Source organism: Halomonas sp. KO116, from assembly GCF_000734975.2.
GTDB classification, from domain to species: domain Bacteria; phylum Pseudomonadota; class Gammaproteobacteria; order Pseudomonadales; family Halomonadaceae; genus Vreelandella; species Vreelandella glaciei.
Genome location: NZ_CP011052.1, coordinates 781,433 through 795,436, shown reverse-complemented (window position 1 = coordinate 795,436; position 14,004 = coordinate 781,433). Strand labels below are relative to the sequence as shown.

13 protein-coding genes are annotated in these 14,004 nt (G+C 56.2%); all 13 read left to right on the top strand.

The window, feature by feature from the left end:
• The first annotated feature begins 130 nt into the window (after nt 1–130).
• On the top strand, nt 131–589 hold the full coding sequence (locus KO116_RS03710; protein WP_235272498.1) for a DUF2170 family protein: 459 nt from the start codon (nt 131–133) through the stop codon (nt 587–589).
• An 83-nt stretch (nt 590–672) separates the two neighbouring features.
• Entirely contained in the window at nt 673–1,368 is a 696-nt protein-coding gene (locus KO116_RS03705; RefSeq protein WP_035561193.1) for a PspA/IM30 family protein, read from the top strand.
• Between the two features lie 45 nt (nt 1,369–1,413).
• Nucleotides 1,414–2,136 carry a DUF2491 family protein gene (locus KO116_RS03700; protein ID WP_035561188.1) on the top strand — a complete coding sequence of 241 codons (723 nt, stop codon included), beginning with the start codon at nt 1,414–1,416 and terminating at the stop codon, nt 2,134–2,136.
• Between the two features lie 56 nt (nt 2,137–2,192).
• Nucleotides 2,193–2,606: a DUF350 domain-containing protein gene (locus tag KO116_RS03695; protein ID WP_035561186.1), complete on the top strand. Its 414-nt coding sequence runs from the start codon at nt 2,193–2,195 to the stop codon at nt 2,604–2,606.
• A gap of 14 nt (nt 2,607–2,620) precedes the next feature.
• Nucleotides 2,621–3,229 (top strand): DUF1190 domain-containing protein, encoded by a 609-nt coding sequence (locus KO116_RS03690; protein ID WP_035561183.1) that lies wholly within the window; start codon nt 2,621–2,623, stop codon nt 3,227–3,229.
• Between the two features lie 19 nt (nt 3,230–3,248).
• Entirely contained in the window at nt 3,249–4,415 is a 1,167-nt protein-coding gene (locus KO116_RS03685) for a glutathionylspermidine synthase family protein (RefSeq protein ID WP_035561180.1), read from the top strand.
• A gap of 217 nt (nt 4,416–4,632) precedes the next feature.
• On the top strand, nt 4,633–6,675 hold the full coding sequence (locus KO116_RS03680) for a methyl-accepting chemotaxis protein (protein ID WP_035561176.1): 2,043 nt from the start codon (nt 4,633–4,635) through the stop codon (nt 6,673–6,675).
• Nucleotides 6,676–6,687: 12 nt separating this feature from the next.
• Complete coding sequence (gene cheB, locus KO116_RS03675; protein ID WP_035561173.1) at nt 6,688–7,755, top strand: chemotaxis-specific protein-glutamate methyltransferase CheB; 1,068 nt, start codon at nt 6,688–6,690, stop codon at nt 7,753–7,755.
• Nucleotides 7,752–9,179 carry a CheR family methyltransferase gene (locus KO116_RS03670; RefSeq protein WP_035561170.1) on the top strand — a complete coding sequence of 476 codons (1,428 nt, stop codon included), beginning with the start codon at nt 7,752–7,754 and terminating at the stop codon, nt 9,177–9,179. Before cheB ends, KO116_RS03670 begins: the two co-directional genes overlap by 4 nt.
• Nucleotide 9,180: 1 nt before the next feature.
• On the top strand, nt 9,181–11,289 hold the full coding sequence (locus tag KO116_RS03665) for a hybrid sensor histidine kinase/response regulator (RefSeq protein WP_035561167.1): 2,109 nt from the start codon (nt 9,181–9,183) through the stop codon (nt 11,287–11,289).
• A gap of 54 nt (nt 11,290–11,343) precedes the next feature.
• Nucleotides 11,344–11,700 (top strand): response regulator, encoded by a 357-nt coding sequence (locus KO116_RS03660; RefSeq protein ID WP_035561165.1) that lies wholly within the window; start codon nt 11,344–11,346, stop codon nt 11,698–11,700.
• 74 nt (nt 11,701–11,774) lie between these two features.
• The gene (locus KO116_RS03655) at nt 11,775–13,454 is read left to right on the top strand and encodes a diguanylate cyclase (RefSeq protein WP_035561162.1); all 1,680 of its coding nucleotides are present in this window, start codon (nt 11,775–11,777) and stop codon (nt 13,452–13,454) included.
• On the top strand, nt 13,444–14,004 hold the full coding sequence (locus KO116_RS03650) for a chemotaxis protein CheW (protein WP_035561160.1): 561 nt from the start codon (nt 13,444–13,446) through the stop codon (nt 14,002–14,004). The genes KO116_RS03655 and KO116_RS03650 overlap by 11 nt, the downstream gene beginning before the upstream one ends.

Genomic DNA, 14,004 nt, shown 5'->3' with positions numbered 1-14,004 from the left:
CAGCATACTTTTAACAGCCTTTTGCCCCGCCGCGTGCGGGGCTTTTGGTACGGCTTTGCTGGGAAAAGGAACCATTTGCTCTACTAAGTGTTAAGGTGAAACTACTTAACGAACGATGGAGCAAATCACCTTGACTACGCCTACCGTCACGAGCGGCATTACTGCCAGCGAACTCTATAAGTTAGTCAGCCAGCCAGCATCCGCCAGCAGCGAAAACACGCCCGTTGAGTGGCCCGAAGCGACCATTAGACTGGATGAGGCGAATCAGACGCTGATCTGGGAGCTCAACGACTACGGCAACTTGCCGATTACCCTCTCGCGCAGCGAAAATGAGTGGATCGCGATGGCGCCCATTGTGTCCGTCGACAGCGTCAAAAACAGCGCCGAACTTAACGAAGTGCTGCTGCGCCAGGGCATCTCGTTACCGCTGGCCTCTGTGGGTATTGTCGAGATCGACGGGCACGACTTTTATGTGGCATACGGACAGCTGTTTGGCGACTCCAAGCTTGAATCCATTTGCGCTGAGCTGCACGCCACGGCCAGTGCGGCCATGGACGTCGCCGAACTGATACAAACGCACTTCGCCTAACGTTTACCCATTGTTCGTCTATTATCCAAATCACCGTTATCAATTAGTGTCACCTCTCAGGTGACGTATAAGCGAGATTATTTATGTTAAGCAAAATCATGACCGCCCTGCGTGGCAAAGCGACTGAAACCGGTCAAACAGTGGTAGATTCCCAGGCACTGCGCATTTTAGACCAGGAAATCCGCGACTCAGAAAATCACCTGAGCCAGTCTAAAACGGAACTGACCCGCCTGATGGGCCAGCGCCAGCTGAACAGCAATAAAGCCGACACGCTGGAAAGCAAAATCGCCGAGCTGGAAAAAAGTGCCGAAGCCGCGCTGGATAAAGGCGAGGAAGCGCTTGCAGTAGAGGTGGCTGAACGCATGGTCGCGCTGCAGGATGACCTGGAAGCAGAGCGTGCGATTGTCAGCGAGTACGATGCCAGCATCGAAAAACTGCGCAGTGCCATTCGCGGTACCGATAACCAGCTTCGCCAGCTCAAGCAGCAGGTCAGCGTGGTGAAAGCCACCGAGTCAGCACAAAAAGCCCAATCTGCCGTCGCGTCTCGCCACTCAGGCCAGAACAGTGCGATGAGCAGCGCCATGGAGTCTCTGGAGCGCATCAAAGAGCGTCAGCAGCTTAATTCGGCGCAAATGCAGGCCGCTGACGATATGGCCGCTGAAGAGAGCGGTAGTTCGCTGGAAGCCCGCCTCAAAGCAGCCGGCGTGGGTGGCCAGGAGCGCAAGGCAGACGACGTGTTAGCACGCCTGAAAGCGAAGAAAAATGCCACACAGGAATAAGCGTTAAGAGCAAGTCAGCGTTTAAATTTATTAGGGAGCCAGGCCATGTTTAACACCCTCAAGGCACTTTTTCGCGCTACCACGGAGAAGGCGCCCGAGCCGAATACAGGCCGTCCGGTGGCCGCGGGCCTGCCTATGGGCATCAGCCAGGAAGACCTTGAGGGCCTGCGCCTGGATGGGCGCGTGAATATTAAGCTGATCGGCCTGCGTGCCCATCCCGATGCGCTGTTTCGCTGGAACGACGATGACTACCATCATATTGCCGCCGTGGGGCACGTCGACCTTGGTCAAGGAGCCCACCTAGTGCGCTTCTATCTGGATAACGACACATGGCTGCAGGCCAACATTGAAAACGGTCAGGTGCTTGAATATAAGCTGTTCGACTTTTACCGTGTTGCCCATCTCTCGGATGCCGAATTTGATAATTTGATCAACGGTGAAGATAAGCAGCCCGACAGCATCGGCGCCCAAACCATCGCGCTCACCTCAACCACTGAGGAAGCGCGCACTTGCACCTATCAGCGAGTGTGGGGGAATGGCGACAGCCTGTGGTCGCCGCCGGTGGTGTTCGAAGAGCAGGTAATGACCACCGAGAGCGTGTCAGCCCGCCATGTGGCCCACCATGCAATGCTCTATGAGCGTACCATCGAAGGCGCTGAGCGTATGGAGTACTTACTGCTGAGCGCAGAAAGCGATGGCGAAGGCAGCTTTATGGTGGTGCACAACGTGGGGGTAGATGTGGCCTCCGTCGATATTGACGCTATGTAATCATTACCACCGTTTTTTTAAATACGTTTTACCTACTACAAAAGGAAACCGCCACCATGGTGAACTACCTGTACGGCTTGCCATCATTTATCGCCTATCTAGTCACGGCGATCATACTGCTCGCCGCCTTTATGTACTGCTACAGCCGAATTACCCCGCACCACGAGTGGACGCTGATTCGCGAAGGTAACGCAGCCGCCGCTTCTGCCTACGGCGGCTCCATTTTAGGCTTTACCATTCCGCTATATAGCGCGATGGCACACTCGATCAGCTTTATCGATTTTGTGCTCTGGGGCGTCGTCGCCTTTATCGTTCAGTTGGCTACCTTCTTCGCGGTTAAGCTGTTTCTACGTAAACAGGGTGAAAGCCTGTCGCAGCACATCACCGAAGGCCACCAGGCCTACGGCATTTTGATGGCCAGCGTGGCCGTGGCCGTCGGCTTACTCAACGCCGCTTCGATGACGTGGTAAAGGAGAAAGCCTGCATGTCTAAACACGATCACACCCCTCATTTGCCACGCCGCAAGCGCAGCGGACGCTTGTCATTAGCGATGATGGGCGCTAGCGCCTTTGGTCTTACCGCCTGTGGCCAACCGCCCCAGGAAGAGCAAATCACCGAGATAGAATTTGACGAGCCGCGCAGCTTTGAAAGCGTCGAAGCCTGCGTCGCTGAAAATGTCTATACCCGCAGTGCCTGTGAAGATGCCTACGAAGCGTCCCTGGAAGCGGTGCCGCGCTATAGCACCCTGGAAGAGTGCGAAGCTGAGAATGGTGAAGGCGCTTGCACCGCGCCAACCGAAGAGCAGTCACAAGCGGCGACGGGTAGCACCGGTGGTAGTTGGTTTATGCCCGCCATGATGGGCTATATGGTCGGCAGCATGATGTCCAACACCAACCGTGGACGCTCCTTCGAACGGGTCTACCAAGAGCCGGTTTACCGCAATCGTCAAAACCAGGGCAACTGGAACACCGCTACCAATCAAGCGACCCAGCGCGTCACCCAGCGTAATGATGCAATGCGCAGCTCAGTGGCAACCTCTCAGCGCCGTGGCTTTGGCTCGCGCTCTTCTGCCCGCGGCGGTTGGGGCTCCTAACCCCTAGGCAAACATTACTATGCTGCGAATCGATATCCCTGAACGAAGCAACTGGAAAGCCCTCGCTCACGAGCTGGGCTTTCATTTTCATACCATCGACGGGGAGCCTTACTGGAAAGAGGACGCCTACTACCAGTTCACCCTCGAGCAGGTAGAGCGTGATATTGAAGGCCCTACCGAGGCAGTGCATGAGATGTGCATGGAGCTGGTGGATAAGGTCTGCCACTCCAATGCGCTTATGCAGCGTTTGGCGCTGCCCGAACATATGTGGGACAGCATCCACAACTCCTGGAAGTCGGGTCAGCCGCACCTCTATGGACGAATGGATTTTGCCTATTCAGGCGATGGCCCGGCGAAACTGTTGGAGCTCAACTACGACACCCCTACCTCGCTCTACGAAGCGGGCTTTTTTCAGTGGGTATGGCTTGAGCAGGCCATTGCCCAGGGCATCCTGCCCCGCCATGCGGATCAGTACAACTCGATTCAAGAGCGCCTGCTCAATGCCATGGCGCACCTTGGTGACCGCATAGAAGCGCGAACGCTCTACTTCTCCTGCATCAAAGATAACCCCGAAGAGCGTGCCACCGTGCACTACTTACAGGATGTCGCGGTACAGGCCGGTCTTAACGCGCCGTTTATCTACACCGAAGATATTGGCCTGCGCCCTGGGGCTGAGCACTTTGTAGACTTGGATAACCAGCCCATCCACGCGCTGTTCAAACTCTACCCCTGGGAAGAGATGGCCGACGATGCGTTTGGCGAGTATATCCCGCAGCTAAACACCCACTGGTTTGAGCCGCCCTGGAAAGCGATTCTCTCTAATAAGGGAATTCTGCCCCTGCTATGGGAGCACTTTAAGGGCCACCCCAATCTGCTACCGGCGTTTTTCGAGGATGCCAATAGCCCGCCGCTGCCAGCAGGCTGGGTGCGCAAACCGTTTTTTTCCCGGGAAGGCAGTAACGTAGAACTGATCACCCCCGCCGGGCAACAAGAAGCCGTTGATGGCCCCTATACCGACAGCCCATGGATTCGTCAGGCGTACCACCCCATGCCGCGCTTTGGTAACAATCACGCCTTAATTGGCAGTTGGGTGGTGGGTGACCGCGCTTGCGGTATGGGCATTCGCGAAGACGTTGGCCGCATCACCAAAGACTCTTCCTGCTTTGTGCCCCACGCGATTGTCTAAACAGACGCACCAAATTCCACTTATTAGCGCTGGACATTGCTCCCTAAAAAAGCTGAAATCATCCGTACTACTTTAAGTATTACTTTCGTGAGCAGAGGGGCATCACCCCTTCACTTTTTTATCCTGAATATTACCCAACAGCATTAACACTAGGGTTTGAAAGCCTAGATGTCGTTGCGTCTTCAGGGCCACCGTTTACTTTGGAGCAACGGCGAACATGATGGCGCGTTGGAAATCCCTACCTTTACGGCTTCGGCTATTTCTCTCCTTTGGGACGGTCTTAGCGCTCGCAATGCTCCTGGCGCTCTATCTTCAAGCGCGTACCCACAGCCAAGCACAGCTGAACAACCTGCTTAATCAAGAGCTACCGGCACAGGTTGAAGGGCTAGCAGCACATGTGAACCTTAACCTTAGCCAGGATCTAGCCATTTCCGAAAGCCTGGCCAATAGCTATTTTATTGAGCAGTGGGTGCGCGACGGTCTGCCTGAAGAGCGACAAAACGACATTACCCGCTACCTTGAGCGCCTTATGGAGCAGTTAGACACCGAACTGCTGTTTATCGCCGCTCAATACCGGGGGCGTGGCTACTATTTTCAATTGCGCGATGGCGAATTTCTGCAGCGTGTTATTCAGCCCCCCGGCAGCGAAGATGACTGGTACTACCACTTTACTGACAGCGGCAACGCTTATGAGCTAAATTTAGATAGCGACACCTTTTCACCCGATGATGCCTTTGTGTACGTCAATTATCGCAGCGCGGTAAATGCGACCAACGGTCGACCGCTAGTGGTGGCCGGCGCGGGGCTTGATCTCTCCCAAATGGCCAGCTTAATTGATGACTTTCGCTTAGGTGACACCGGCCACGCTTCGCTGCTCAGCGCTGAAGGCGAGCTGCTCGTTCGCAGTGGTGGAAATATTCGTAGTGATGAAACAGCGCCTATTGGCGGGACAGCGGTGGAGTCCTTAACAGAGCAATCGGCCCAGCGTCTGCTGCGTGATGAACGGCTCCAGGTACAAGAGATTGAGCGCGACGGCCAAATTTTCCTGATTAACACACGCTGGCTGCCCGAACTGCAGCGCTACCTGATGGTGGAAGTCGATAAAGAGGCGTATCTGGCGTCCACCCGTGAGCGCTTCCTGGAGTCCAGCGGTATAGGCCTGCTCATTTTGCTCGTCGGGTTACTGGTGCTCTACCCGCTGACCGGCAGACTCATCCGCCCGCTGATTGATTTCCAGCGCCAGTTGAAAGATATCACCCTCAGCCTGGACCTTTCGCGGCGGGTCAGCACCGACGACAAAGCAGAGCTTGGCGACTTAGCGGATCAAACCAACGAGCTCCTTGAGCGCCTCTCCCGCGCGATTGCGGCGGTGGCCAAGAACGCTCAGGCGCTAACCCAAGTCGCCGACCGGCTCGCGAAAACGGCCGGGCTTTCCGGTGTGCACGGCAGTGATATTGACCAGGAAGCGAGCCAAACCATGGCCGCAGCGGTTGAGGAGATGGCCTCTTCGGTGGCTGAAATCACCTCCACCATGGAAGAACTCTCAACCTCATCAACCCAAATTGCCGACCACTCCCAATCAGTGGTCGACGTTGCCAACCAGACGCTGGAACGCAGCCGAAAAGGCAGTTCGGCTATGCAGCTGCTACAGTCAAAAATGCAGGATATCCGCAGCGACAGCGAGCAGAGCCTGACCGAGATCATGACGCTGGGGGCGAAATCCAAACAGATTAACAAAGTCATGGAATTGATCAACACCCTGGCCGCCCAGACCAAACTGATCGCCTTTAATGCTGCCTTGGAAGCCTCTAGCGCAGGGGAGTCGGGGCGACGCTTTTCCGTCGTTGCCAGCGAGATACGCCGCTTGGCTGACAGCGTGACCGACTCTACCCAAGAGATTGAAGCACATACCGATGATATTCAGACAGCGATTAATCGCTTGGTGGTGGCCTCTGAAAAAGGCGCCTCCTCCATCGAGCAGGGCGTTGAAGCCAGCATGAGTACCGCCCAGGACCTGGAGGCACTGCTAAAGGCGGCGAGTCAAACCAGCAGCGCGGCCCAACAGATATCGCTGTCTACTCAGCAGCAAAAAACCGCCAGTAGCCAGGTGGTGATGGCGCTGCGTGATATTGATACGGCCAGTTCACGCAACGCACACTCGGTGCGCAGCATTACCGACATCAGCCAGGACATGATCCATATGTCGGCTGAGCTTAACGCGCTGGTGCAGGAGTTCACCCTAACAAATAAAGACCGCTGATAAGGATACCGGATGAGTGTAATTCGGGTAGTCATTACCGACGACAGCCAAGTAGCCCGCGACGTGCTACGCGATATCCTCAGCCGAGACGATGATATTGAGATCGTGGGTGAAGCCACTAACGGCCGCGAAGCGGTGGAGCTGGCCAAACGCCTTGCGCCACAGCTGATCACCATGGATCTCAACATGCCGGTGATGGATGGCCTAAGCGCTATCGAAGAGATCATGTACAGCAAAGGCGTGCCCATCCTGGTGATTAGCGACCGCTCCGATGCGCAAACGGCCTACCAAGCCCTTGAGGTGGGCGCGCTGGAAGTGATGCCTAAACCCGCATTGGAAGGGGCCGATGCAGAGCGCCTTTTGGAGCGGGTGCGCCTGCTCGCCGGTGTTGCGGTGATCACTCGCCTGCGGCGGCGCGTTACAACGCCCGCGCCCCTACTCGCCCTACCAACCCTGCCAGCTACCCCAGGTGGGGTACCGCGGGATTTCCAACACGTGGTCGCGATCGCATGCTCAACCGGTGGGCCGCAAGCCTTAGTGCGTCTGTTGCGCACGCTACCTGCCGGGTTTCCAGCACCTATTGTGATCGCCCAGCACATCAGTCATGGGTTTATCGATGGCATGGCGCAATGGCTGGCATCGCTGTGTGCCATGCCGGTGAGTGTTGGCCAAAAGGGTGAGCAGCTGCGCCCTGGGCATATTTACTTATCGCCGTCAGAAAGCGACTTATGTGTGACGCCACGCCATCGCTTCCAGCTTCAGTCCAGCCCCGAAAACTCACTTTACCACCCCAGCTGCGATGTACTGTTGCAAAGCGTCGCCGAGGTCTATGGCAGTGATGCGATTGGTATTATTTTGACCGGTATGGGCCGCGATGGCGTTAATGGCATGCGGGCTATTTATCAGGCAGGCGGTATTACTTTCGCACAAGATGAAACCAGTTCAGTAATTTACGGCATGAATCAGGAAGCCGTCAAAGCCGGTGTCATACAGTATGTATTACCCCTTGATAGCCTTCCGGATCGACTGCTGCGCGATGTGCGTGGCTACTCATATAGCCGGCCGGGGCCTCTGGCATGAGCGCATTGGCCCCCTTTAAAGCCTTGGTGCATCAACGTTGTGGTTTACACCTTGAGGGCTTAGCCGAAGCCCGGCTATTCCGGGCGGTGGCCAGCTTACAAGCCTCCACGGGGCTAACCGGCACCACCCAGCTCCTCGGGCAATTACGCCGCGACCCGGCGCTATTCGATCAATTTGTCAGCCAGCTAACGGTCAATGAAACCTATTTTTGTCGCGAGCCAGATGCTCTGAACTGGTTGGTCAGCACCTACCTGCCCGAGCGTTTAGCGGCAGAGCAACCGCCGCTCTCTATCTTCAGCGCAGGCTGTTCATCCGGCGAAGAGCCCTATAGCGTGGCGATGATGCTGTTCGAGCGCTTTGGCGAGCGGGCCAAAGCGTTGTTCACCCTCACCGGCGGCGACCTGGATCACCAAGTCCTTACCAAGGCGCGCCAAGCGGTGTATGGGGGCATGGCGTTTCGCGCGCTCTCTCCCGACTTTAAAGCGCGTTACTTTAGCCCCTACCAGGGCCGCTACAAGCTTCACGAATCTTTGCGTCAGTGGGTAACCTTTCGCCCATTTAATCTATTAAACGCCGATGAGAGCAGTGCAGGCGGCCCCTTTGATGTAATTCTTTTTCGCAATGTGTCGATCTACTTTGACCAGCAGACGCGGCGCCGTATTCATCAGCAGCTTGGCCAGTTGCTGGCCCCGAACGGCATTTTACTCTGCGGCGTCACCGAAACCTTGGGTAACGATCTCGGTGTTTTCGAACTGGTCGAAGCCCAGGGCGTATTTTACTTTCGCCATGCAGAGCAACCCGCGGCAGTGCCAGCGGCTCCCCTTCAGCCTTTCTTGCCCACGATGGGCACCAAAGCTGATGAAAGTATCAACGACGGTGAGGGCGCAAATAAAAAGCTAGCGTTAGCCAGCAGCGCTGATTTAGCGCCCGAGGCCCCACTTGAGCCCGCAGCGGAAAATGAACGACTTGACAGCATTACCCAGCAACTGCACACCGCCCACCAGTTGCTCGATCAAAACGCCTTTAACGACGCCGCTGCAATGCTAGAAGCGCTGCTTAAGCACCAGCCGTGGTTGATCGATGCGCTGGTACTGGCCGGGCTGGTCGCCCGTTGGCAGCAGCAGCCCAATCAGGCCTACGACTATTTTAAGCGGGCCATTTACGTTGCGCCGGAGTGTTGGCCCGCGCACTTCTATTTAGCTGAACTTTATCGCCAGGGTGAACTGACCGACGAGCCATTACAGCGCAAACAGCGCTATGCCGCGGTGGTGCGTTTGCTGACCACCGTGCCCACCTCAAATGGTGGGCTAGACACGATCGCCCCGCCGTTACCGCCAGGCGATGCGCGCTTTCTAGCCGAACGTTATCTAAAAGCGGCCAACACCACACTGGCATCGACCAGTACCACACAGGGAGTGGGTTAATATGGCGCTGGATATTCACCGCTTTATACAGCGCTTTGTGGAAGAGGCAGCCGACCACCTACCCCGCCTGCGTGAAGGGATCAGCGCATTGGAGCAAGGCCAGGCTGAACGCGAACAGATCAACGAGCTGTTCCGCGCAGCGCATACGCTGAAAGGCTCGTCGCGAATGCTGAAACTGGTGCCGATTACGGCGCTTTCCCATAGCACTGAAGAGTTGCTCAGCGCGCTGCGCGATGGCACCCTAACCGCAACACCAACGGTTACCAGTTTGCTCAACCAGGCGGTTGACGGGCTTTCTGACTTGGTCAGTCGGCTAGCCGACGGGGCGACAGGCGACGACTTACCCGCAGCTGATGAGGCGTTGTGTAGCGCCCTTGAAAATGCTGCTCACGGTCAACCCCCAACCCAGCACAGCACCCCCGATACGCCCACGCCACCTTCGTCCTCATCAACGTCCTCCGCTACGCTGGTGACCGAGAACGAACTGCGTCTTAGTGACACCGTGCGGGTTCGCTTGGATCGCCTAGACGATGTTATTCGTTTGATGGGTGAAGTGCTTTCCGGCCACCATCACTTACATGGGTTAGTTGACCAAGCCCGGGAGCTAAGCACCACGCTCCCTGCCGAGCAGCAGGTGCCCTTTCACGCCTTTCACCGTGAGCTGAAAGATAGCGTGTTAAGCCACGAGTCGTTGATGAGCGACCTACACGACCGGGCACTGCAAATGCGCATGCTGCCGCTAAGCGTGGTGTTTGACCCGCTGGCGCATATGTCCAGAGAGCTGGCCCAGTCACTCGGCAAACAGGTCGACTGCCGCGTGCAGGGTAGCGAGATCGAACTTGATCGCCAGATGATTGATCGCCTGTCAGACCCGCTCATTCACCTGCTGCGTAACGCCTTGGATCACGGCTTAGAGCTTCCTGCCGAACGCCAGACAGCAGGCAAGCCTTCCCGCGGGCAGCTGGTTATCGAAGCCTGGCAAGACGCTGATTGGGTAGTGGTTGAGATGCGTGATGATGGCGCGGGAATCGCACTGGACGCGGTGCGTCAGAAAGCACTCGCCAAACAGCTGATCAACGAAGAGCAGTTGAATGCGCTAAGCGAACAGGAGACGTTGGAGCTTATTTTTCTGCCAGGCTTCTCTACCAAAAGCATGATTACCGACTTTTCTGGGCGTGGCGTGGGCATGGATGTGGTCAAACGCACCGTGGTGGACGAGTTTAACGGCGACTTGCAGCTTGCCAGCGAACCCGGCAGCGGCACGCGCTTTACCCTGCGCCTGCCGCTCTCGCTGGCGATGATGCGGGTACTGCTGGTCAGCGTCGGCGGTGTCAACCTAGGCGTCACCGCGCCTTACGTATCAGAATTGGTAGAGTGCTCATCACACTCATTCATTGATGCCGCCGGACAGCGCACGTTGATTTTACGCAACGAATTCGTGCCGGTGGTATCGCTTGCCCAACTGCTTGAGCTACCCACGACGACTGCCGCTACTGATAACACCCTACTGCTGGTCGTCCACCAGCGACACCAGAAACTCGCCCTGATTATCGATTCACTGATTGATGAACGCGATATGGTGATCAAGCCACTACCCGCGCATCTACGTTATTTACCCTTGGTATCGGGCATGGTGTCAATGGGCCGCAATGCGCTGGTTAGCCTGCTGCATGTGCCCGCGTTACTGGAAGCCACCCGGCACAATGCCCTGCGTCCTAGCCATGAGCGGGCATCCCCCACTCTCGCGAAACGTATTTTGGTGGTCGATGACTCACTGAATACACGTGAAATTGAAAAAGACGTGCTCGAAGCATGGGGCTACCACGTCACGCTGGCCGAAAATGGTCGTGACGGCTTAGCCAAAGCACTGGCGGAACCGTTTGATGCGGTACTTACCGACGTCGAGATGCCGGTAATGGATGGTTTTGCGCTGACCTCCCAACTGCGCGAAAATGAGGTTTATCGTCATCGGCCGATTATTATTATCACCTCGCGGGAAAAAGAGGCGGATCGGCGTCGTGGCATCGAGGTCGGTGCCGACGCCTATATCGTCAAGGGCAGTTTTGATCAAAACAATTTAATAGAGACGCTCCAGGCCCTATTGGGCTAACGAGAAACGTTATGAACACCACCGTTAATGACACAATAATCATGAGGTCAAGGAATGCATATCCTGGTCGTAGACGACGATCCGCTTGCCGGAGAAATGACGGCGGCACTGCTTGAGTCTCAGGGTCATGAGCCTCTGCTGGCCAATGACGCGATGGAAGCCGTCGAGCAGTTAGACGCTCACAGTGATATCAAACTGATCGTCAGCGATATGCATATGCCCCTGGTCAGTGGATTAGCGCTGTTGGCGATGCTGCGCGAGCAAGATAATCACCTGCCGTTTATTTTACTCACTGGGGACATCCCGGATGCAGCCCTACGGCAGACACCGGGCCTTGATGCCTGTTTGTGTAAAGATGCCGAGCTGGCCTGCAACCTGGAAGCTGCCGTGAAACAGGCTCTCGACAGCTAAGCAACGCTGAATGCGATGGAATGGACAATTGATGGAATGGACCGCCGCTTTCGATCACTTACGTAGGTAGTTTGATGTCTAAGCCCGCCCCTTCGCTGCACGATAAGCTGAACCAGCTGCGTGAGCGTTTTATTGAGCAGCTTCCGTCCCGCTTAGCGCAAACCGCCGAGCTGTGGCAGCAGAGTCGCACGACGAGCGAAGAACAGGCGCGGCTCGCGCCAGAGCTGCACCGCTTCTTTCATAGTTTGAAAGGAACCGGGAGGTCGCTGGGGTTTGAGCGGCTTGCCCTACTGGCAGATCAGGCGCAGGAGGCGCTCACTACCTCCCCCACCCGCGCCGATATCGATACGTTTATCAGTCAATTGCTTCTCCAGCTGGGTCACGAACAGCAGCACCTGCGTTCCCGCCACGGTCAACAGCAGGCACTGGCGGCCGTACACAGCTTCGAGCTTACCAGCCCGGTTGAACCGCTTAGCAATAAGCGCCAGCGGTTAATCTACCTGTGCGACGATGAGCCAGAGCAGGTCGATCAATTAATCCATCACTTGCGCTGCTTCGGTCATGAAGTCGAGCATTTTATCGACACGGAGACATTCTTTAACGCCGTGCTCACGCGTCGCCCTGACGCGGTGATCATGGATGTGCAGTTTCCCCAGGGCCAGACGGCAGGCACTGAAACCCTGACCAGCTTGAATAAACTGACCGGCCAACCACTCCCCGCCATCGTTTTGTCGGCCCACAGTGACTTTCACTCGCGCCTGAGTGCCGTTCGTGCAGGCTGCGGCGGCTACTTTACCAAGCCGGTAAAGCCACTAGATCTTATGTTGGCAGTGGATGAGCTCACCGCGCCGGCGACGGAAGAGCCGTTGAAGGTGCTAGTGGTGGATGATGAGCCTGAAGCAGCTGCCTACCACGCCTTGCTGCTTGAAGAGGGCGGGATGAGTACTCATCAGGTGCACCATCCCGCCGATGCGCTCAATGCCATGGAGCGCTTTAGCCCTGATTTACTGCTGGTCGATGTGTATATGCCAGTGTGTTCGGGTGAAGAACTGGCGACGATTATTCGTCAGCAGCCGGAATACCTGGGGCTACCGATTATCTATCTCTCCAGCGAAACCGATAGCCAAAAGCAGATTTCCGCCATGTCCGCAGGGGTTGAAGCCTTTCTTACCAAACCCGTACAGCCCGAAGAGCTAGTCTCTGCTGTGCGGCTACGCGCCGAACGCCTACGCTTGCTGCGTTCATTAATGACTCGCGACAGCATGACCGGGCTATATAACCACAGCACTACCACAGAGCTGATCAATAAAACCCTTGCCCAAGCCCACCGCGAAGATAGCCAGCACGCCATGGCAATGATCGATATCGATCACTTTAAACAGGTTAACGATACTCATGGCCACTTGGCGGGCGACCAGGTGATTATCACCTTGGCGAGGCTATTGAAAACCCGCCTGCGGCTATCCGACATTATCGGCCGCTACGGCGGTGAAGAGTTTGTCGTGCTGCTGAAAGACATCTCTGCAGAAAAAGCGGCTACATTAATCGACAGCCTGCGCGAGGATTTTGCACTGGTCGATTTTCATGCCGGTGACGTTCGCTTTCGCTGCACCTTCAGCGTGGGGATAGGCAGTTTCCCCGCGCAACCCTCTACCGAATCCATGCGCTTAAGCGCCGACCAAGCGCTCTACCGTGCCAAGCACCAAGGCCGCAACCAAGTAGTGCTAGCAACGGAGCTAACCGATGACCGCTGAAGATCCCCGCGACGGCGTGGCGAATGACCGGCCGTTGGCCACTCTAAGCTTGAACGATGCCTTAGCGGCGCAAAGCGATAGTGAAACGGTGGTGGATGTTGATGAGCCCACCCAGCAGCTAGTGCTCTTTCGTCTCGATGACCAGCGGTTTGCGCTGCCCGGTAGCGCGGTAAGCGAAATTTTACCCAGCGACCAGCCCGTCTATTATGTACCAGGGCTGCCCGCCTCTACCGAAGGCGTACTGCACCTACGCGGCAAAATTGAGTCCGTTATTAGCCTGCATCAGCTACTCGGTTTACCTACACCGGAAGTCACCTCTAAAGGTATGATTTTGTTAGTCCGCGCAGCGGGGGTGACGAGTGGCGTGCGTATTGAGCAACTTGACGATGTCTGCGAGGTCACCCAGAGCATGCTGCAAGCTCCGCCAGAAACGCTTCCCGGCACGTTGCGCCCGTATGTCAGCGCACTGTGGCAGATAGATGAGCGCCAAGCGCTTGCCCTGCTTGACCCTGAAGCGCTGTTCGACGCCTACCGGCAGGGGTTGGGTTAA

Coding starts and splice junctions, on each gene's coding strand:
- KO116_RS03665 (WP_035561167.1), top strand. CDS start 9,181: ATGGCGCTGGATATTCACCGCTTTATACAGCGCTTTGTGGAAGAGGCA.
- KO116_RS03705 (WP_035561193.1), top strand. CDS start 673: ATGTTAAGCAAAATCATGACCGCCCTGCGTGGCAAAGCGACTGAAACC.
- cheB (WP_035561173.1), top strand. CDS start 6,688: ATGAGTGTAATTCGGGTAGTCATTACCGACGACAGCCAAGTAGCCCGC.
- KO116_RS03685 (WP_035561180.1), top strand. CDS start 3,249: ATGCTGCGAATCGATATCCCTGAACGAAGCAACTGGAAAGCCCTCGCT.
- KO116_RS03660 (WP_035561165.1), top strand. CDS start 11,344: ATGCATATCCTGGTCGTAGACGACGATCCGCTTGCCGGAGAAATGACG.
- KO116_RS03655 (WP_035561162.1), top strand. CDS start 11,775: ATGTCTAAGCCCGCCCCTTCGCTGCACGATAAGCTGAACCAGCTGCGT.
- KO116_RS03650 (WP_035561160.1), top strand. CDS start 13,444: ATGACCGCTGAAGATCCCCGCGACGGCGTGGCGAATGACCGGCCGTTG.
- KO116_RS03700 (WP_035561188.1), top strand. CDS start 1,414: ATGTTTAACACCCTCAAGGCACTTTTTCGCGCTACCACGGAGAAGGCG.
- KO116_RS03670 (WP_035561170.1), top strand. CDS start 7,752: ATGAGCGCATTGGCCCCCTTTAAAGCCTTGGTGCATCAACGTTGTGGT.
- KO116_RS03680 (WP_035561176.1), top strand. CDS start 4,633: ATGATGGCGCGTTGGAAATCCCTACCTTTACGGCTTCGGCTATTTCTC.
- KO116_RS03690 (WP_035561183.1), top strand. CDS start 2,621: ATGTCTAAACACGATCACACCCCTCATTTGCCACGCCGCAAGCGCAGC.
- KO116_RS03695 (WP_035561186.1), top strand. CDS start 2,193: ATGGTGAACTACCTGTACGGCTTGCCATCATTTATCGCCTATCTAGTC.